Here is a 19,208-nt window from a genome sequence, read left to right as displayed (position 1 = left end):
CGCATGCGGGTCCGGTGGGGTTTCGGGGCGCGGAAGTAGCCCTAGCTGAGGGCGGACAGGCGGGCTTCAAGCACGGTTTCCCCGGAGCGGCCAGCAATTCTGGTGACCTTGCGGCAGGCTAAGGAGAAACGAAGGGTGTCTGAAATCACGGTGGTCATGTCGAAACGAAAAAAAGCCCGTCGGATCAAACGGGCTTGCATCTCATGTTCATGGTAGAACAGAAGGAAGGCGATATTATGCCGCATTGCAAGAATTGGTGATAATTGAAATATCCCATATGGGATATCACCGACTTGAATATGCTACCTGCTGTTTCGCCAATCTCCCGGCGGGTCTGCGGCGGCGCAAGCCGTGCGCAAGGCAAGAGGCGGATCATACACGATTTCGCGCCCGCACGCCTGCCGGCCCGGCCTCCAGTTTCAATCAATTTCTCAAGATTAATGGAACAAGTACAATACGCCCCGCACTGGCGTACGGGCGCCGTGCTATCCTTCGTTTTCCCGTTCTTACAATGAAGTCAATGAATACCACTACCGCTGCCGAGACCGTCGACACCACCGCTTCCACCACGCCTGGCACGCCGGACACGCCCGCCCTGGCGCCGGCACAGGCCAGCGCGGCGGACGAATCGGCCGACAATGCACCTGATAGCGCAGCCGCTCATGCAAGCGATGCAGCCGATGCTCCCGCCACGCAGGCGCCCGCCGCTGCCACCCAGTCCGCGCCCGCCCAGTCGGCACGCGCCCTGCTCAAGCAGCTCCAGCAGGAGTTCCCGGCCTTCCGCGATTGCCTGCCGCTGGCCATCGGCATCGACAAGCAGCTGCTGGCGCGCATGCCCGGCCTCGACCGCAAGACCATGCGCGCCGCGCTCGGCATCCACACCGGCTCGATGCGCTACCTGCGCGCCATGGAGAAAGCCAAGGTTCGTTACGATCTCGACGGCACTGCGGGCGCCGAGGTGACCGACACCCATCGCCTGCACGCCAAGGAACTGCTGCAGCAGCGCTTCAAGAAAGAAGCCGAGCGCAAGAAGGCCGAGCGCGACGCCGCCGCGGCCGAAGAGGCGGATCGCCAGCGCCAGGAAAAGCTGAAGGCCCTCGCCTCCAAGTTCTCGCGCAACTGATGGTCCAAGCGAGCGTCGTCGACCAGGACGAGCCTGCCGATCTGCCTCCGTATGAAGGGATCCGGCTGACCGAGGTGCGCATCGTGCGCACGCCCGTGGAGGCCGCCGCCGCGCTGGCGGCGCTGTCGCTGGCCGACGTCATCGGTTTCGACACCGAATCCAAGCCGACCTTCGCCAAGGGCGAGGTCTCGACCGGCCCGCACCTGGTGCAGCTGGCCACCGACGGCCTGGCCTACCTGTTCCAGATCGGCAGCGCAGCCAGCGCCCAGACGGCGCTGGAAGTGCTCAAGCCGGTGCTCGAATCCGACAGCATCCTGAAGGTCGGGTTCGGACTGGGCGACGACCTGAAACGCCTGCGCGGCAAGCTCGGCATCGAGGCGCGCAACGTGCTCGACCTGGCGACGGCCATGCGCCGCCGCGGCGAGCGCAACACGCTCGGCGCCAAGACCGCGGTGGCGCGCTTCTTCGGACAGCGTCTGCAGAAGTCGCGCCGCATCACCACCACCAACTGGGCGCTGCCGCAGCTGAGCGAGAAGCAGGTGCTGTACGCGGCCGACGACGCCCACGTGGCGCTGCGCCTGTACCGCTACTGGCGCGCGAATCCGCCGGCGGACGAGGCTGGCCCGCCGCGCCGGGCTTCCTAGGGTAGTGATCGGCTTCGGCGACATGCGTGATCTGCCCCCCCGACCAGATCACTCCGCGTTATCATTCCGGCATGGTTACTACCGGGTTCGTCCATGAGTCATCGCCGCAAGCCCTTCGCTGTGTTCCTGCTCCCGGTGCTGCTGTGGGCCGCGACGGTACACGCCGCGCCGCAGTCCGTTCCGGACACCCTGGCCCAGCGCCTGCTCGCCTGCACCTCCTGCCATGCGCGCGTCGATGCGCGCGGCAATCCGGTCAACGACAGCTACTTCCCGCGCCTCCAGGGCAAGCCGGTTGGCTACCTTTACAACCAGCTGCTCAACTTCCGCGAAGGTCGGCGCCAGTACCCCCTGATGACCTACCTGGTGCAGCACCTGCCCGACCCCTACCTGCGCGAGATCGCCGGCCATTTCGCCGCCCTTCCGCCGGCGGCGCATGCCCTCGAGAACCCGGCCGTCGCGCCGCAGCTGCTGGAACGCGGGCGCCAGCTGGCGATGAACGGCGACAGCGCGCGCAAGGTCCCGGCCTGCGTGGCTTGCCACGGCCAGCGCCTGACCGGCGTGCAGCCCACGATACCCGGCCTGCTCGGCCTGCCGCGCGACTACGTCAACGCCCAGTTCGGCGCCTGGCGCAACCGCGCGCGCAGCGCCCATGCGCCCGACTGCATGGCCGCGATCACGACCCGCTTGTCGCTGGACGACGTGAATGCCGTGTCCAGCTGGCTGGCGGCCCAGCCGGTGCCCGCAGATCCTCGTCCGGCAGCGGCCGCATCGATCGCGCGTCCCCTGCCCCTCGCCTGCGGCAGCGCCCCTGAGCAGCCATGAAGAAAATCGCCCTGCTGATCGCCGCGCTTGCCGCGATTGCCACAATCGCAGTCGCCATCGCCTGGCCGCGCGAAGAATTCGTCGCGTCGACTTCCCCGGCTGCCTGGGCCCCGACGCCCGCCAACATCGCGCGCGGCGCCTACCTGGCGCGCGCCGGCGACTGCGTGGCCTGCCACACCGTGCGCGGCGGCGCCGAGTATGCGGGCGGACGCGCCCTCGACACGCCCTTCGGCCGCCTCTACGGCCCCAACCTGACGCCTGACCGCGAAAGCGGCATCGGCCTGTGGTCCGCCGACGACTTCTGGAACGCCCTGCACAACGGGAAGTCGCGCGACGGCCGCCTGCTGTACCCGGCCTTCCCCTACACGAATTACACCCGGGTTTCGCGCACGGATTCGGACGCCTTGTACGCCTATTTCCGCAGCCTGGCGCCGCAGCGCCGGCCGAACCAGCCGCACCAGCTCGACTTCCCCTACAACCAGCAGGCGCTGCTGGCGGGCTGGCGCCTGCTGTACTTCAAGCCGTCCGTGTTCGCGCCGCAGCCGGCGCGCGGCCTCGAGTGGAACCGCGGCGCCTACCTGGTCGAAGGCCTGGGTCACTGCAGCGCCTGCCACAGCACCCGGAATCGACTCGGAGCGACCGGCGACACCCTGTCCGGCGGCCTGATTCCGACCATCGGCTGGTACGCGCCCTCGCTCACCGCCAGCGGCGAAGCGGGCATGAAAGACTGGGACAAGGAACACATCGTGGCGCTGCTCGGCACCGGCATCTCGCCGCGCGGCTCGGCCACCGGGCCAATGGCGGAAGTGGTGGCGCGCAGCCTGCAGCACCTGACGGCGAACGACCTGGGTGCGATGGCGACCTACCTGAAGTCGCTGCCGGCGACGGACGCCCCCGCACCGGACGGCGGCGAGCGCCCCGGCGAGCCGCTGCTGGCCGAAGGGCGGCGCCTGTACGGCACCCATTGCGTGGACTGCCACGGCGCCGACGGCAAGGGCAAAGCCCCGGCTTACCCGCCGCTGGCCGGCAACCGGGCGGTGACCCTGACCCCGGCCGTGAACGCGATCCGCCTCGTGCTCAACGGCGGCTTCCCGCCCGGGACCGCCGGCAACCCGCGTCCGTACGGCATGCCGCCCTACAGCCACGAGCTGAATGACGCCCAGGTGGCCGCCGTGCTGACCTACGTGCGCGCCAGCTGGGGCAATGCGGCGCCGCCGGTGGCGGCGCCGGACGTCAACCGCTATCGCAGCGTGCCGCTGGACTGACTTGTGGGACGGCCGGACCGCTTCCCCCCTGCGTGGGGGAAGCGGCGCCGGCGCCTTTCGCAGGGCCTGGTTTGCCCCTAAGATCGGGGACTATCTATCCGGTCGCCATGATGATGTCCCTGCGCACGCACACCCGCATGTATCTGTTTATCGCCGCCCTCCTCTTTGCGAGCACGGCGCCGTCCCGCGCCGACCAGGTCGACGACTACATGCACAGGCAGATGGCGCTCAACCACGTGCCGGGCGCCGCGGTCGCGATCGTCCGCGACGGGAAGATCGTCAAGCTCAAGGGCTATGGCCTCGCCAACCTCGAATGGCGACAAGGGGCCGGCCCGGACACCGCCTTCCAGCTGGCCTCGTCCACCAAGCCCTTCACCGGCCTGTTGCTGATGCGCCTGCAGGAGGCGGGCCGGCTGTCGCTCGGCGACAGCATCCTCAAGTACCTGCCGGATGCGCCGCCGGCATGGCGCGCCATCACCGTGCGCCACCTGGCGGACCATTCCGCCGGCATTCCCGAGAAGGTCCAGGCCGGGCCGGACACCACGCTCGACGCGTATGTCGCCGCCGCGGCGGCCCTGCCGCTCGATCACGCACCGGGCGCGTCGGCCAGCTACGGCATCGCGGGCTACATCGTCCTGGCCAAGGTGATCGAAGCCGCCGCCGGCATGCCCTACCCCCAGGCCCTGAAACACTGGGTCACCGGCCCGCTCGGCTTGCGCGCCGATTTCGAGTACAGCAGCGGCGATCCAAACATGCGCAGCGTCGATGTGCTGCCCAAGCGTGCCAGCGTCTACGACTGGAACGCGGGCCGCCACCGCGAGTTCCGCTTCCATTTCAGTCCGCTCAGCTACAGCGCCGGCGGACTGCTCGCATCGGTGCAGGACCTGGCGAAAGTGGCGGTCGCCCTCGACGGGGGCAGCCTGCTGCGCCGGCAGAGCCTCGACGCCATGTGGACGCCGTCCCGGCTGGGCAATGGCGAGGCAAACGGCTTCGCCCTGGGCTGGACGATGCGCGACATCAACGGCAGGACGGCGGTCGGGCATTCCGGCGGCCCGGCCCTGTCGGACATCCTGCACTTTCCCAAGGAGCGCGCCACCTTCGTCGTGCTGACCAACGGGAAGAAGCTCTACCCCTACCTGGCACAGGGCGTGTCCGAACTGTTCTATCCGCCGCCACCGGCGACCATGCCAAAGGGGATCGACGACAAGCGCCCCGAACTCACGGCCGTGCTGCGCAAGACCCTCGCCGAGGCCGCAGCCGGCCGGGTCAGCGAGGACCCATTCAGCGAAGGGGCGCGCAAGGATTTCGTCCCCGCGTTCAAGGATTTCCTGCTGCCTTTCGTGCTGTCCCTGCCTCCGGTGGGCGACTTCGTGCTGCTGGCCGAGACCCCGAAGGACGGCGGTATCCGCCGCACCTATCGGGCGCGCCACGGCAGGCGCGTTCAGACCTGGGGCTTCGATGTCGACCCGGACGGCAAGCTGCGCGGCTTCCGCCCCTTGTGAAAACTCAGACCATGTCCGCGAACCCGACCCGGTCGGTGGTCGCATTGCGCGCATCCTCCACCCGCACCTTGTGCGCCGCCAGCAGCCCTTCGAGCGAGGCGTTCATGGTGTGGCAGCCCGGGTCGCGCCCGGCATTCATGTGGGCGCGGATGGCGCCGACGTCGCCGGCTTCCAGCATGCGCATGATGGCGCTGCTCGGCGTCAGGCATTCGGTGGCGAGGTGGTAGCGGTTGCCCTCGACCGAGGGCAGCAGCGCCTGGCACAGCACGCCGCGCAGGGCGTGCGCCAGGGCCTGCGACTGGGCTTCGGAATTCCCGAGCAGGCGCAGCATCTTCTGCAGGCCCAGCTCGGTGGAGCGCGCATGTAGTGTAGCCAGCACCAGCGGGCCGGATTCGGCCAGGGCCAGGGCTTCCTGCGCGGTTTCGGCGTCGCGGATCTCGCCGATCACGATCACGTCCGGGCGCTCGCGCAGTGCGTCCAGCGCGCCCAGGTAGTAGCTGGCCACGTCGGCGTCCTCGCCCACTTCGCGCTGGGTGATGATGCACTTGCGCTGCGGGATCAGGGTTTCGACCGGGTCTTCGATGGTGATGATGTGGCCCGAGCGCTGCTTGTTGATCTCGTCGATCATCGACGCGATCGTGGTCGACTTGCCCTGGCAGGTGTCGCCGATGATCAAGACCAGGCCGCTATTCAGGCGGGCGAATTCCTGCTCGTCCTTCCACAGGCCCAGTTCGGACAACGCCAGCGGCTCCTTGGGGAAGCGGCGGATCACGCAGCCCAGGCGCTTCTTGCCCTGGAAGCTGAAGCAGTTGGCGCGGATGCGCGCCGTGTGCAGGTCGATCGAGCGATCAAAGGCGCGCAGCGCGATCCGTTCCGACCAGTTCGGCTCGATGACGTCGAAGAATTCTTCCAGTTCTTCCTTGGTGATCGGCGAATCGGTCACCGCCACCAGGCCCTTCGGCTGGCGCAGCATGAGCGGGCTGTTCTGGTGAATGATGATGTCCGAGAACACCAGCCGCGAATTCAGCAGGTGCAGGATCTGCTCGACCAGGGTACCGAATACCGGGTGGTCTTCGTTCTCGATGTACGACAGGGTAGGGATCTGCGAGGACTGGTGATGTTCCATGTGGCCGGCACGTGAAAGTGATAAATAGTGCCGAACATTATAGAACCATGCCTCGCCGAAAGATTGCAGAATTGAAAGAAAATTAGCTAGCGTGACAGACTTGCAACGATGCGCTCACCGAACAGGGTAATGGCGACGCCCAGCGCCACCACGCAGGCGCCGGCGATCCGGACGTTCGACACCTTCCTGGCCGCCATGTTGATCAGGCCGAAATGGTCGATCGCCATCGAGGTCAGCAGCTGGCCGGCGATCACCAGCACGATCAGGCTCAGCAGGCCGATGCGCGGCGCCAGGAATACGGTGCCGAAGACAAACGCGGCGCCCAGGAAGCCGCCCGCGAACTTCCAGGGCGGCTGGACGGCCAGGGCCGCGAAGGTCGGGCCCAGCCCGCCGCGCGAGAGCGCGACCCCGGCCAGCACGATGGTGCCGCAGCCGAACGAGACCAGGGCGGCGACCACCGAATTGGCGCCGATCGAGGCAGCCAGCTGGGTGTTGACGGCCGCCTGGATCGACATGGCCATGCCGACGCAGAAGGCCATCAGTAAGAGAATCAGGTTCATGGGGCAAAAAGCGCACCATTCTAGGGCAATCGATGCGTTCGGGCCAGGCATTCATGCCGCACGAGGCGCGACAGTCCATCCCCCCAGCGTGCATTCTGGACGGGGGACTGTGCCGTTCGTCGCATCCGGGATGCCCCGGGCCCGGCCTTTGCCTAGGATGAGCCCATCGACAACGCATTTTTATGGAGACAACATGAACAAGAGCTTCCGTCCGGCCCTGCGCGGCCTCGCCCTGTCCGCCCTCGTCGCCGCCGCCCTGGGCTGCGCCAGCGCCCCGTCGCTGGCGGCCAACTGGTCCTTCGGCGGCGAACGGGTCGAAGGCAACGGCAGCATCAAGCGCCAGGCGCGCCAGGTAGCGCACTTCACCGGCCTGGCCCTCGAAGTGCCGGGCAAGCTCGAGCTGCGCATGGGCGACAGCGAAGGCGTGACGATCGAGACCGACGACAACGTGCTGCCGCTGATCGAGACCGTGGTGGAGAACGGCACCCTGAAGATCCGCCCGTCCAAACGCAACCTGAACCTGCGCACCAAGCACCTGAAGATCGTCGTCAATGCGCGCCAGATCGAGCGCCTGGCGCTGGGCGGTTCGGGTTCGGTGGATGCGGAGTCGCTGCGCGCGCCGCGCCTGAACATCGACCTGGGCGGCTCGGGTGAAATCAACGTGCGCAACCTGGACAGCGATTCGCTGGCCGTCACCCTGGGCGGCAGCGGCGACTTCAAGGCCGGGTCCGGCCACGCGCGCAAGCTGTCGGTGTCGATCGGCGGCTCGGGCACGGTCGACATGGGCCGGGTGCAGTCGGACAATGCCAGCATCAGCGTGGCCGGGTCGGGCGAAGCGACCGTATGGGCGCGCCATGAGCTGAGCATGACCATCGCCGGCTCGGGCGACGTCAATTACTACGGCGATCCGCGCATCAGCAAGTCGATCGTGGGGTCGGGCGATGCGCGCCGGATCGCGGCTGCGCCCAAATAAGCAGGTTTTCGTAGGGTGGGCGGCTATGCCGCCCACGCGGTGATAGTTGTCGACAAGATCACCGAGCACGAAATCGGAGCTGGTAGCGATCACCGCGTGGGCGGGAGACCCGCCCACGCTACGGTAGCGTGGCCAATTACGGAGCCAAGACAGTCAATGCCCCGCATGCGCGCTGTGCGTCAGCGGCTTCACCGGCACATTCACCTTCACATCCTGGCGCTTGCCCGCCGCGTCCTCTACCAGCAGGGTCAGCTCGACGCGCTCCCCTTCCTTCACCTGGCGCTTCAGGTCCATCAGCATGATGTGATAGCCGCCGCTGGCCAGGTTCACCGGCTTACCTGCGGGCAACTCGATACCGTCCACGCGGCGCATGCGCATGGTCTGGCCCTGCATCGCCATCTCGTGCAGCTCGGCCCGGCCCGCCACCTCGCTCTGCACGCCGACCAGGCGCGCCGGCGCGGCCGACTGCACGCGCATGAAGGCGCCGGTCACCTTCTGGGCCGCGACGGTGGCGCGGATCCAGGCTTCCGACACGGTCATTTGTGCATGCGCGGAGAGCGACAACAGGCTGCCGGCGGCGAAGGCAAAGGCGAAAAGCGTGCGTTTCATGGCGAAGAAGGTGAAATGAAGTAAAAGGGAATTATAGATTACTGCCCGCCGCGCAGGTATTCGCGCTCGACCAGCACCGTATCGACGCCGTCGGTCAGCCACACCTGCCCGTCCTGGATCGTGCACTGCAGCTGCATGTTCCGCTTTGCCATCTTCGCGAGCTGGACGCTGGCCTCGTTCGGGATGTTTACCACCGAGACGTTGCGCGCGCGGTCGATCTTGTTGGCGATGCCCTTGAACCAGATGTCGCTGGTGGCGCTGTAGCTGTACACGATCACCTTGTCCGAACGGCCGGCGCCCTTCAGCACGCGCTTCTCGTCGGGCTGGCCGACCTCGATCCAGGTCTGGATCGCGCCGGTCAGGTCCTTCTGCCACAGCGCCGGCTCGTCGACGTCGAACAGGTCCTTGGTGAAGGCGAGCGCCGGGTCCGCGTGCAGCGCGAAGGCCAGCACCCGGATCATCACGCGCTCGTCGGTCTCGGACGGATGGCGCGCGATGGTCAGGGTGTGGTCGCCGTAGTAGTTGCGGTCCATGTCGGCGATCGACAGGTCGGCCTTGTAGATGGTTGCCTTGAGAGCCATAGCTTGATGTTGGTATGCGTGGGAGGGGGATAGCCCGCTATTGTCGCATGCGGCGCACCTGGCCGGGAAAGAGACGGTATAGTCACGGTGCCAAGATTGTCATATCACCAAGCGGAGACCCCCATGACCAATGCCTTCCCCCCGAACCAGCAATTCCGCCTTGCCGCCCGCCCGCTCGGCCTGCCCCGCAACGAAGACTGGCAGTTCCACGAAGAAGCCGTGCCCGAGGCGCTGGATGGCGGCATCGTGGTCAAGGTGCTGTACCTGTCGCTCGACCCGGCCATGCGCGGCTGGATGAACGAGGGCAAATCCTATATCCGCCCGGTGGCGATCGGCGAAGTGATGCGTGCCGGTGGACTGGGCGTCGTGGTGGCGTCGCGCTCGCCGCGCTTCGCGGTCGGCGACCATGTGGCGGGCGGCACCGGCGTGCAGCGCTACTGGTCCGGCCAGGCCGACGACAAGACCGCCGCCTTCACGAAAATCGACCCACGGGTGGCGGCGCCGACCGCCTGGCTCAACACCCTCGGCATGCCGGGCATGACCGCCTTCTTCGGCCTGCGCGAGGTCGGCCAGCCCAGGGCGGGCGAGACCGTGGTGGTCTCGGGCGCGGCCGGCGCGGTCGGCATGACGGTCGGCCAGGTGGCGAAGAAGATGGGCTGCCGCGTGGTCGGCATCGCCGGCGGCGAGGACAAGTGCCGCTTCGTGGTCGAGCGGCTCGGTTTCGATGCATGCATCGACTACAAGGCCGGGAAGGTAAGCGCGGGCCTGAAGGAACACTGCCCGCAGGGCGTCGACGTCTATTTCGACAATGTCGGCGGCGACATCCTGGACGCGGTCCTCACCCGCATCAACATGAAGGCGCGCATCGTCATCTGCGGCGCGATCTCGCAGTACAACGCCACCAGCCAGGTGAAGGGTCCGGCCAACTACCTGGCGCTGCTGGTGAACCGCGCGCGCATGGAAGGCATGGTCGTGTTCGACTACGCGCCGCGCTACGCGGAAGGGGTGGCCACCCTGGCCGGATGGCTGCAGGAGGGCAGCGTCAAGAGCGTCGAGTACGTGGTCGAGGGTTTCGAGCGCTTCCCCGAGGCGCTCCTGATGCTGTTCGAAGGCAGGAACCTGGGCAAGCTTGTGCTCAAGGTGGCGGACGCCTGAGCGCAACTTATTGACGCAGACAGCAAGCATTACCTATGGCGCTGTCACCATTACGTATTGATGACTCCGACTGCGATACGCAGCAATTGTTCGACAGTAGTAACTCGTTCGCAATCAAGTGCCCGATGCCAGCCCAGGTAATTCGGCAGGTAGCGCGAGGCCACGCCATGAAACCGCGCCAGCCACTGGCGCAAGCGCTGGTGGTAGGCGTTCACGGACTGGACATGGATGGCACCGGCAGTACTATGGCGCACCCGTCGTCCCGCTCGCAGGTTGACCGCCTGGTGAGCAATGCCATGCTTGCGTGCGAACGCCCGGTAAGCGGCGTTCGAATCGCTGACCAGGAGCACTTGCTTATCTAACTTGGGCAATAGGTGGCGCTCCAGTTGCGCCATTTTGAGGGCGCCGCGGCCGACCAGTGCACCGATCGTCTGCCTGCTACGGTCGCGTGCGACCAGAATGCAGTCGAGCTCGTTCGAGATGCCGCGTTTTCTTGCCCTGCCGCCCCGTTTGCGCGGCGCCCGGTCCAGCTTGCGTGAGCCCTTTTGCGATTCCAGGATGAACATTTCGTCGGCCTCGACAATGCCGTGCAGGCTCTGCGGCTGGTCGTACTTGACCCGGTCGAGGAAGCGGTGGCGCCAGCGAAAGGCGGTGTTGCGGTGTACGCCGGTGTCAACGGCGGCGGTGCGCACCGGCTTCGATTCGCGCAGCGCACTGAGATAATCGAGCCATTTCTCGCGCAGGCGCAGCCGCGCCAGCGGTGTGCCGCTCAGATCGTTGAAGGTGCGCCCGCAGTCACGGCAGCGGTAGCGCTGCAGCTTATTGGCCTGGCCATGGCGGTAATGGCGGGCGCTAGTGCAACGCGGGCAGCGGCGCGCCACTGCGCCGATTTGCCCGATGAGCGCGATTACCTGGTCGAGACCGGCGGCCGGATGCAGGGCGGCCAGTGTTTGCAGGCGCTGCGGCTGGTTGAGCGCAGGCAGTCGTGCGAACCATTTCTTGAAACTGGGTGCTTTCACGGCCGGCTCCCGTCGATGCAGACGGGTGTTCGACCGTTAAGGAGCTCAGCAGTTCAATCCTCATCCATAGCCAAAGGTGACAGCGCCTTACCTATTGAGTGAACTTATCCCCTCGCAGCGCGTCTACGTGGATTCAAGCGTGCGTTGCGAGGGTGAACATGGTCCCGTCTACACGAATTTCCGCGGCCGAGCAGCCCGGCGGCATCCTGGCCCTGCTGCGCGCCGACCATGCGCACGTGCGCGCCCTGTTCCATGCCTTCGCGATGCTCGACCGCGACGAAGAAGCGCAGCGCGAGCGCGTGGTCGACGAGCTGTGCGAGGCGCTGATCATGCACGCCCTGCTCGAGGACGAACTCTTCTACCCGGCGCTGCGCGGCGCGGTCGACGACAGCCTGCTCGACGACGCCGCGCTGGAACACGACAGCACGCGCGAACTCGTCGAGCAGCTCGGCGCCATGTTCCCGGACGACGATTATTTCGACGTCGGCGTGGCGGTGCTGGCCGAGGAAGTGGAACGCCACGTGGCGTTCGAAGAAAACCTGTTGTTCCCGGCGCTCGCGCGCGCCGGCGTCGACCAGCTGGCCCTCGGCCTGCGCCTGCGCACCCGCCGCGCCGAGCTCGAAACGGACCTCGCCGCGGCCCCGCCCGCCATCGACGGCTGCGAACCGCGCGGCCTGCTGCACGGCGCCACCAGGCGGGTGCGCGAACGGCGCTCGCGTCCGCGCTAGCGCGCGCCGGACCCGGCGTGAAGGAACTAACGCTTCAGCCTCCCCTCTAAACGGCACGAGCGCATCCATACGCGCTCGCGGGTTCCCACTTCCCTCAGGGTACACAAGGAGAGCGACATGGCGACAAGCAAAGAGAACGGCAAGGGCAGCGCGCAGAAGAGCGGCAGCGGCAGCGGCCAGGCGCCGGCCAAGCGCGGTTTCGCGGCAATGGACCAGAACCAGCAGCGTGAAATCGCCAGCAAGGGAGGACAGGCTGCGCACCAGAAAGGCACCGCACACGAATTCGATTCCGAGGAAGCACGCCGCGCCGGCCAGAAAGGCGGCGAGGCCGTCAGCCGCAACCGCGCCCACATGGCCGACATCGGGCGCAAGGGCGGCGAGAGCCGCCAGTCGGCCCAGCGCGCCGCCGCCGCGGCCAAGAACGCCGGGAACCGGCAGGGAGAAAAGGAAGGTTGATCCAGCCTGACGATGCATTCGCACCACGGCGCCCCGGCGCCGTGCTGTCCGCCAGACCCGAACGCCCGCAGCCGTGTTACATTGCGGGCCCTATGCACAAGCTCCCCTACCTCAGCGCCTATCCCGACGCCCTCCGCACCCAGGTTGGCCAGCTGATCGATGCCGGCCAGCTCGGCGAGGTGCTCCTGAAGCGCTACCCCGATGCCCATGGCATCCGCACCGACAAGGCCCTCTACGCCTATGTGCAGGACTTGAAGGACGACTGCCTGCGCCAGGCCGAACCTGTGACCAAGGTCGCTTTCGACAGCAAGATCCATGTGGTGCAACACGCGCTCGGACTGCACACCGCGATCTCGCGCGTGCAGGGCAGCCGCCTGAAGGCCAAGCGCGAGATCCGCATCGCGAGCGTGTTCCGCGACGCCCCGCTGTCCTTCCTGCGCATGATCGTGGTGCACGAGCTGGCGCACCTGAAGGAAAAAGAACACGACAAGGCGTTCTACAAGCTGTGCTGCTGGATGGAGCCGCACTACCACCAGCTCGAGTTCGACTTGCGGCTCTACCTGACCTGGCTCGACGTGGACGGCCGGCGCCTGTGGGGCGGCACGGCCGAGCCCGTTGCCAGTTCACAACAAGGCATGGCGGCGCGATAGGTTGCATTAAGTAAATATATCGACTTTCAGTGTTGCGTTCGGTAAAGTCTGACTGCAAGCCCTTGCGGGCAATCGCCATTCCGAGCCGTTCCAGCCGCAACCTGACCATCATGACGTCCCCCCTTTCCTTCCCTGGCACATCTTTCCCGGCTGGCTTGCGTGGCACCGTGTTTGCCTGCGGTGTGCTGGGCTGATCCATGGACACCGTCATCCCGCCCGCCGCCACCCGACAGCCGCAGCCGCAAGTGCAGCGGCAACACCACCCGCGCCGCACGGCGCTGGTGCGCTGGCTCGGGCGCGGGCTGGAAACCCATATCTCGCTGCCGCTGTTCGCGCTGCTGCTGGTGGCGGCCCTGTGGACCGCCGCCTTCCACATGATCGGGGCCGCAGAGCGCAGCGCGCACGAGGCGGCCCGCGACGCCACCCGTGAACTGGCCGGCACCTACGAAGCCCAGCTGGCGCGCAGCCTGAGCAGCATCGACCAGACCCTGCGCGTGCTCCAGTATGCGGTCGAGACCAATGGCCCCAACGCCGCTCTCGACGCGATGGCAGCCAAGGGACTGCTGCCGCCGGGACTGGTGTTCCAGGTGGCCGTGGTCGGCGCCGATGGCCGCGTCTTGGCCAACAACGCGCACACGCGCCCTGGCCGCGACGTCTCGAGCGCGCCCTGGTTCGCCTGGCACAGGGCCAACGCCACCGATGCGCCGTTCGTCAGCACGACGGTCGGCCGGCGCGAGCCGCATGTGGTGTTCTCGCGACGCATCGACAGCAAGGACCGCCTGTTCGCCGGCGTCGCCAGCGTCGCGGTGGACCCCGCCTTCTTCACCAGCGCCTACCAGCACTCGCGCCTGGGCGACCGCGGCCTGCTCGGCGTCGCCGGCAATGACGGCGTGATGCGCGCAGTGCGCGTCGGCGCAGCGGTGTCGTGGGGCCAGCGCATCGCACCCGCCTCCGCCGACAGCGTGGTGCTGGGTGTGGACGGCATCGACCGCGAACTGCGCTACACCAGCATGCGTCCGCTGGCCGGCTTCCCGATCATGGCGGTGGTCGGCCTGTCCGAACCCGAGCAGATGGCCGCGTTCCGTGCCCAGCGCCGCGCCTGGCTGCTGGGCGCCAGCGCCGGCACCGCCCTGCTGCTGCTGGTCGTCGGCCTGGTCAGCGCCTGGTCGTGGCAGTTGGCCAAGGCGCGCCGGCGCGAACGGCTGGCGCAGCAAACCTACGCCGCCGCCTCCGAGGCCAGCCTGGATGCCTTCTTCGTGCTGCGCACCGTCTTGCAGCCCGGTGGCGGCGTGATGGACTTCGTGATCGAGACCACCAATACCCGCGCCGAACAGCTCACCGGCCTGTCGAAGGCGCGCATGCAGGGCAAGCGCATGTCGGCGCTGCTGCCGACCCACCTCGGCATCGGCATCTTCGATGATCTGGCGGCGGTCGCCACCGACGGCGTGGCGCGCGAGGCCGAATGGCTGGCGCACCTGATGCCGGTCGAGGACCTCTGGCTGCACCGCCAGGTGGTGCCGGTCGAAGGCGGCGTCGTGGCGATCGTGCGCGACATCACCGAACGCAAGCTCGCCGAGCAGCGCATCCGCCACCTCGCCCACCATGACGACCTGACCGGCCTGCCCAACCGCAGTCTGCTGCGCGACCGTCTCGGCCAGGCCATTCGGGACGCCGAGCGCAATGGCCATGCGGTCGGCCTGGCCTTCATCGACCTCGACAGTTTCAAGCTGGTCAACGACGGCCTCGGCCACAACGCGGGAGACGAACTGCTGAAGGTGGTGGGCGCGCGCATGGGCCGCTGCCTGCGCCGCAACGACACCCTGGCGCGCTTCGGCGGCGACGAATTCGTGATCCTGCTGCCCGACGTATCCAGCGACCCGGTGACGATCACGCCCTTGCTGGAAAAGGTGCGCCAGGCGATCACCCAGCCGGTCGAGGTCGGGGGCCAGGAGGTCCAGGTCACCTGCAGCATGGGAGTGGTGCTGTACCCGCGCGACGGCGAAGACGCCAACACCCTCTTGATGAACGCCGACGCCGCGATGTACCGCGCCAAGGAGAACAAGGACAGCTTCCAGTTCTATGCCAGCGAGATGAACGCCAGCGTGGAAGAAAAGCTGGTGCTGCTGGAGGGCATGCGCGCCGCGCTGGAGGACGGCGCCGGCCAGTTCCAGCTGCTGTACCAGCCGAAGGTCGACCTGCGCAGCGGCCGGCTGTTCGGCGTCGAGGCGCTGATCCGCTGGAACCACCCCGAGCAGGGATTGATCTCGCCGCTGCGCTTCATCGGCCTGGCCGAGGAAAGCGGCCTGATCGTGCCGCTGGGCGAATGGGTGTTGCGCACCGCCTGTGCCCAGGGCCAGGCCTGGCGCGCCGCCGGCCTGCCGCCATTGAGCATCTCGGTCAACGTGTCGGCCCGCCAGTTCGAGGAAAAGCGCCTGGTCGAGCGCATCGCCGGCGCCCTGCGCGACTCCGGCCTGCCGCCCGAGGCGCTGGAAGTCGAAGTGACCGAAAGCTCGATCATGCGCGACCTGGCGCGTGCGGTGGACAAGATGCGCGAACTGAAAAGCATGGGCGTGTCGCTGTCGATCGACGATTTCGGCACCGGCTACTCGAGCCTGTCGGCGCTCAAGTCCTTCCCGATCAGCCGCCTGAAGATCGACAAGAGTTTTGTCAGCGACCTGGCCGACAGCCCGGACGACCAGGCCATCGCGATGGCGGTGATTTCGCTGGGCCACAAGCTGAACCTGCGCGTCATCGCCGAAGGCGTCGAGACCGAGCAGCAGCGCGACTTCCTGCGCGCCAACGACTGCGACGAGATGCAGGGCTACCTGTTCAGCCGCCCGGTGCCGCCCGAGCGGATTGCGGAACTCCTCGCCGCGCTGCCGGCCGCCTGTGCGCAGGAGGCTGCGTGACACTCCTGCGGCCCCTGATCGTCCTGTTGTACGGCACCGACCCGAAGCTGCGCCGCACGCTGCAGTACTGGGCCGCCACCTGCGTCCTGTACCTGGCCTGCATCGCGCTGCTGCTGCTGCAGGTTAATGAGGGCATGACCGATCCGGTCGCTGCCAAGCGGCTCATCGTTGCCGGGGGCTGCGGCGCCCTCGCGTTTTACGTCCTGATCCGCATGAGCGGGCGCATCAAGCTGGCGCCCGACCAGCTGGCCGTATCGCAGGCGGTGTTTTCCCTGGTGTGCGGAATGTGTGCGTACGCGATTTCGGGCCCGCTGCGCGCCGCCATGCTCACCATGACCGTCGTGATCATCGTGTTCTGCATGTTTGCAGCACGGCCGCGCCAGACCCTGGTGCTCACCATCGCCGCCGTGGCCGGCATGGGCGCGACCATGTACTGGATGCAGGCGAGCGACCCGCTGCGCTACTCGCCGATGACGGAACTGATCACCTTCGGCTACCTGGCCGGCGCCCTGCTCTCCACCGCCGTGCTGAGCGGCGAGATGAGCAAGCTGCGCGCCCGCCTGAAGCGCCAGCGCCGCGAGCTGAGCGAAGCGCTGGACACGATCCGCGTACTGGCCACGGTGGACGATCTGACCTCGCTGGTCAACCGGCGCCGCATGCACGAGGTGCTGGAGGCCGAGGAGCGGCGCCAGCCCGATGCCCGCGGAGGCTCCGGAGGCAGCTGCATCGCCCTGCTCGACATCGACTTCTTCAAGCGGGTCAATGACCAGCACGGCCACGCTACCGGCGACGCCGTGCTGCGCAGCTTTTCGAATACGGCGCGCGCCGCGCTGCGCGCCGGCGACGTGCTGGCGCGCTGGGGCGGCGAGGAATTCCTGCTGCTGCTGCCGGACGCCGCGCCGAGCGAGGCGCGCATGGTCCTGGAGCGCATGGCCGAACGCGTGCACACCATGCCGGTCGAGGGCCTGCACGACCACCGCATCAGCTTCTCGGCCGGCCTGGCCATGCGCCGCGCCGGCGAGCCCTTCGCCGACGCCATCCACCGCGCCGACAAGGCCCTGTACCGCGCCAAGGAGGCCGGACGCGATCGGATCGAAGTGGCCTGAACGGCTATTCATCTGAAATAAAACTACAAGCAAGGGGATGTTGGCAGTTGCGACTGCCAACATCTTCTGTTACTTTACTACATCGACAACTTCTTGCTTGGGGGTTCGGTGGTCAAACCTGTTCTCGCAATCGCGGTACTGCTGCCCGCTGCAGTGGCCACTACGCTGGCCACCACGCTGGCCACGGCGGCCCCCTACCAGATCCAGCACGTGGAGCCGCCCAACTGGTGGGCCGGCATGAAACGGCCGGATCTCCAGCTCATGGTGCATGGCGAGAAGATCGCCGAACTCACGCCCGCGCTGGCCCAGGCGTATCCGGGCGTACGCATCGCCAAGGTCGAGCGCAGTGACAACCCGAACTACCTGTTCGTCAATCTCGCCATCGGCAAGGACGCCCGGCCGGGCGAACTCCAGCTGCAGTTCCGGCGCGGGAAGCAGACCCTGGCCAGCCACCGCTACCGGCTGGAAGCACGCGCGCCCGGCTCGGCGCAGCGGCGCAGCTTCGGCCCGGCCGATGCGATCTACCTCCTGATGCCGGACCGTTTCGCCAGCGCCAGCGCGGCCAACGACCAGGCCGGCATGCTCGAAGGCGCCGAGCGCGCCAATCCGGTCATGCGCCATGGCGGCGACCTGGCCGGCATGCGCGCCCATCTCGGCTACATCCGCGATCTCGGCTTCACCATGGTCTGGCCCACGCCGGTGCTGGAGAATAACCAGCCGAACTACTCCTACCACGGCTATGCGCTGACCGATTACTACAAGATCGACCCGCGCTTCGGCAGCAACGCCGAATTCCGCGACTACGTCGCCGCCGCCAGGACGCAAGGCCTGGGCGTGATCCACGACATCGTGCTGAACCACATCGGCACCAGCCACTGGTGGATGCGCGACCTGCCGGCGCGCGACTGGATCAACCACGGCACCACCTTCCGGCCCACCAACAACCAGCACACGGTGGCCCAGGACATCCACGTGGCCCCGGAAGAAAAGGCGCGCTTCTTCGACGGCTGGTTCGTCGAGACCATGCCCGACCTGAACCAGCGCAACCCGCTGGTGGCGCGCTACCTGATCCAGAATACGCTGTGGTGGATCGAGTATGCGGGCCTGTCCGGCATCCGCGAGGACACCTATTCGTATTCCGACCCGGCCTTCCTGAACGCGTGGAACCGCGCCGTGGCGGCCGAGTACCCGCACATGAACGTGGTCGGCGAAGAGATGGATGCTCGGCCGCACATGGTGGCCTACTGGCAGAAGGGGGTCGTCAACCGCGACGGCTACGCGTCCGAGCTGCCGACCGTGATGGACTTCCCGCTGTCCGATACCGCCGCCGAAGCACTGAGCGAACCGGAGTCGTACAACAAGGGCCTGATCCGGATCTACGAGATTCTTGCAGCCGACTACCTGTACGCGGACCCGATGCGGCTGATGGTCTTCCCGGACAACCACGACCGGCCGCGCATCCTGGCCCAGGTCGACAACAAGGTCGAGCTGGCGAAGGCCAACCTGATCCTGATGGCGACCACGCGCGGCATTCCGCAGGTGTTCTACGGCACCGAAGTCCTGATCGGCAGTCCCAAGCAGCGCGACGACGGCCGGCTGCGCGCCGACATGCCGGGCGGCTGGGAGGGCGACACCGTCAATGCCTTCAGCGGTGCCGGCCTGTCCCCGGCCCAGCGCGACATGCAGGCCTTCGTGCGCACCCTGTTCAACTGGCGCAAGACCAGCTCCGCCGTCACCGGGGGCAAGCTGACCCACTACCTGCCGCAAAACGGCAGCTACGTCTACTTCCGCCATGACGGCAAGCAGACCGTGATGGTGGTGCTGAACAAGAACGCCGCCGACAGCCGGCTCGACCTGGGGCGCTTCGCCGGCATGATCAAGGGCGCCCGCCGCGCCACCAACGTGCTGACCGGGGCGCCGGTCGACCTGGGCGCGCCGCTGGCGCTGCCGGCCATGACCTCGCTCGTGCTGGCCTGGTAG

18 protein-coding genes are annotated in these 19,208 nt (G+C 67.4%); 13 read left to right on the top strand and 5 right to left on the bottom strand.

Annotated elements, in window-relative coordinates; translation table 11 throughout:
* Window positions 1-520: 520 nt before the first annotated feature.
* The 5 genes from AC56LU_RS18805 to AC56LU_RS18785 all read left to right on the top strand — a co-directional run bounded on the left by AC56LU_RS18805 (window position 521) and on the right by AC56LU_RS18785 (window position 5,356).
* Window positions 521-1,123: a ProQ/FINO family protein gene (locus tag AC56LU_RS18805; protein WP_497177137.1), complete on the top strand. Its 603-nt coding sequence runs from the start codon at window positions 521-523 to the stop codon at window positions 1,121-1,123.
* Window positions 1,123-1,767, top strand: coding sequence for a 3'-5' exonuclease (locus tag AC56LU_RS18800; RefSeq protein ID WP_497177136.1), 645 nt, complete (start codon window positions 1,123-1,125; stop codon window positions 1,765-1,767). The genes AC56LU_RS18805 and AC56LU_RS18800 overlap by 1 nt, the downstream gene beginning before the upstream one ends.
* Window positions 1,768-1,860: 93 nt before the next feature.
* Window positions 1,861-2,589: a c-type cytochrome gene (locus AC56LU_RS18795; protein ID WP_497177135.1), complete on the top strand. Its 729-nt coding sequence runs from the start codon at window positions 1,861-1,863 to the stop codon at window positions 2,587-2,589.
* Window positions 2,586-3,854, top strand: coding sequence for a c-type cytochrome (locus tag AC56LU_RS18790; protein ID WP_497177134.1), 1,269 nt, complete (start codon window positions 2,586-2,588; stop codon window positions 3,852-3,854). Before AC56LU_RS18795 ends, AC56LU_RS18790 begins: the two co-directional genes overlap by 4 nt.
* A gap of 137 nt (window positions 3,855-3,991) precedes the next feature.
* On the top strand, window positions 3,992-5,356 hold the full coding sequence (locus AC56LU_RS18785) for a serine hydrolase domain-containing protein (protein WP_497177133.1): 1,365 nt from the start codon (window positions 3,992-3,994) through the stop codon (window positions 5,354-5,356).
* A 4-nt stretch (window positions 5,357-5,360) separates the two neighbouring features.
* On the opposite strand, the gene AC56LU_RS18780 is transcribed toward AC56LU_RS18785, so the two are convergent.
* Both AC56LU_RS18780 and AC56LU_RS18775 read right to left on the bottom strand, forming a co-directional pair.
* Window positions 5,361-6,482 carry a type IV pilus twitching motility protein PilT gene (locus tag AC56LU_RS18780; protein ID WP_497177132.1) on the bottom strand — a complete coding sequence of 374 codons (1,122 nt, stop codon included), beginning with the start codon at window positions 6,480-6,482 and terminating at the stop codon, window positions 5,361-5,363.
* 86 nt (window positions 6,483-6,568) lie between these two features.
* Window positions 6,569-7,042: a DMT family transporter gene (locus AC56LU_RS18775; RefSeq protein ID WP_497177131.1), complete on the bottom strand. Its 474-nt coding sequence runs from the start codon at window positions 7,040-7,042 to the stop codon at window positions 6,569-6,571.
* 193 nt (window positions 7,043-7,235) lie between these two features.
* Here AC56LU_RS18775 and AC56LU_RS18770 point away from each other — a divergent pair, with 193 nt between their 5' ends.
* Window positions 7,236-8,015, top strand: a complete 780-nt coding sequence (locus AC56LU_RS18770) for a head GIN domain-containing protein (protein WP_497177130.1) — start codon at window positions 7,236-7,238, stop codon at window positions 8,013-8,015.
* A 153-nt stretch (window positions 8,016-8,168) separates the two neighbouring features.
* Here the strand turns inward: AC56LU_RS18770 and AC56LU_RS18765 are convergent, their stop codons facing one another.
* Together AC56LU_RS18765 and AC56LU_RS18760 are read right to left on the bottom strand one after the other, a co-directional pair.
* A complete protein-coding gene (locus tag AC56LU_RS18765) occupies window positions 8,169-8,624 on the bottom strand; it encodes a copper chaperone PCu(A)C (protein WP_497177129.1) in 456 nt (151 codons plus the stop codon).
* Between the two features lie 38 nt (window positions 8,625-8,662).
* Window positions 8,663-9,205 (bottom strand): YaeQ family protein, encoded by a 543-nt coding sequence (locus tag AC56LU_RS18760; RefSeq protein ID WP_497177128.1) that lies wholly within the window; start codon window positions 9,203-9,205, stop codon window positions 8,663-8,665.
* 123 nt (window positions 9,206-9,328) lie between these two features.
* Here AC56LU_RS18760 and AC56LU_RS18755 point away from each other — a divergent pair, with 123 nt between their 5' ends.
* Window positions 9,329-10,360, top strand: a complete 1,032-nt coding sequence (locus tag AC56LU_RS18755) for an NADP-dependent oxidoreductase (RefSeq protein ID WP_497177127.1) — start codon at window positions 9,329-9,331, stop codon at window positions 10,358-10,360.
* A 50-nt stretch (window positions 10,361-10,410) separates the two neighbouring features.
* Here the strand turns inward: AC56LU_RS18755 and AC56LU_RS18750 are convergent, their stop codons facing one another.
* Window positions 10,411-11,379, bottom strand: coding sequence for an IS1595 family transposase (locus AC56LU_RS18750; RefSeq protein ID WP_497177126.1), 969 nt, complete (start codon window positions 11,377-11,379; stop codon window positions 10,411-10,413).
* Window positions 11,380-11,537: 158 nt separating this feature from the next.
* On the opposite strand from AC56LU_RS18750, the gene AC56LU_RS18745 reads away from it, so the two are divergent.
* The 6 genes from AC56LU_RS18745 to AC56LU_RS18720 all read left to right on the top strand — a co-directional run bounded on the left by AC56LU_RS18745 (window position 11,538) and on the right by AC56LU_RS18720 (window position 19,208).
* Complete coding sequence (locus AC56LU_RS18745) at window positions 11,538-12,107, top strand: hemerythrin domain-containing protein (RefSeq protein ID WP_497177125.1); 570 nt, start codon at window positions 11,538-11,540, stop codon at window positions 12,105-12,107.
* Between the two features lie 117 nt (window positions 12,108-12,224).
* Complete coding sequence (locus AC56LU_RS18740; RefSeq protein WP_497177124.1) at window positions 12,225-12,563, top strand: KGG domain-containing protein; 339 nt, start codon at window positions 12,225-12,227, stop codon at window positions 12,561-12,563.
* A 92-nt stretch (window positions 12,564-12,655) separates the two neighbouring features.
* On the top strand, window positions 12,656-13,213 hold the full coding sequence (locus AC56LU_RS18735; RefSeq protein WP_497177123.1) for a YgjP-like metallopeptidase domain-containing protein: 558 nt from the start codon (window positions 12,656-12,658) through the stop codon (window positions 13,211-13,213).
* 197 nt (window positions 13,214-13,410) lie between these two features.
* A complete protein-coding gene (locus AC56LU_RS18730; protein WP_497177122.1) occupies window positions 13,411-16,122 on the top strand; it encodes a bifunctional diguanylate cyclase/phosphodiesterase in 2,712 nt (903 codons plus the stop codon).
* Window positions 16,119-17,228: a GGDEF domain-containing protein gene (locus AC56LU_RS18725; RefSeq protein WP_497177121.1), complete on the top strand. Its 1,110-nt coding sequence runs from the start codon at window positions 16,119-16,121 to the stop codon at window positions 17,226-17,228. Before AC56LU_RS18730 ends, AC56LU_RS18725 begins: the two co-directional genes overlap by 4 nt.
* 108 nt (window positions 17,229-17,336) lie before the next feature.
* Window positions 17,337-19,208 carry a glycoside hydrolase family 13 protein gene (locus tag AC56LU_RS18720; RefSeq protein ID WP_497177120.1) on the top strand — a complete coding sequence of 624 codons (1,872 nt, stop codon included), beginning with the start codon at window positions 17,337-17,339 and terminating at the stop codon, window positions 19,206-19,208.

The organism is Telluria sp. PB2R4, from assembly GCF_059685695.1.
The sequence above is the reverse complement of the archived record's forward strand: the minus strand, read 5'-3'. Positions and strand labels throughout refer to the sequence as shown.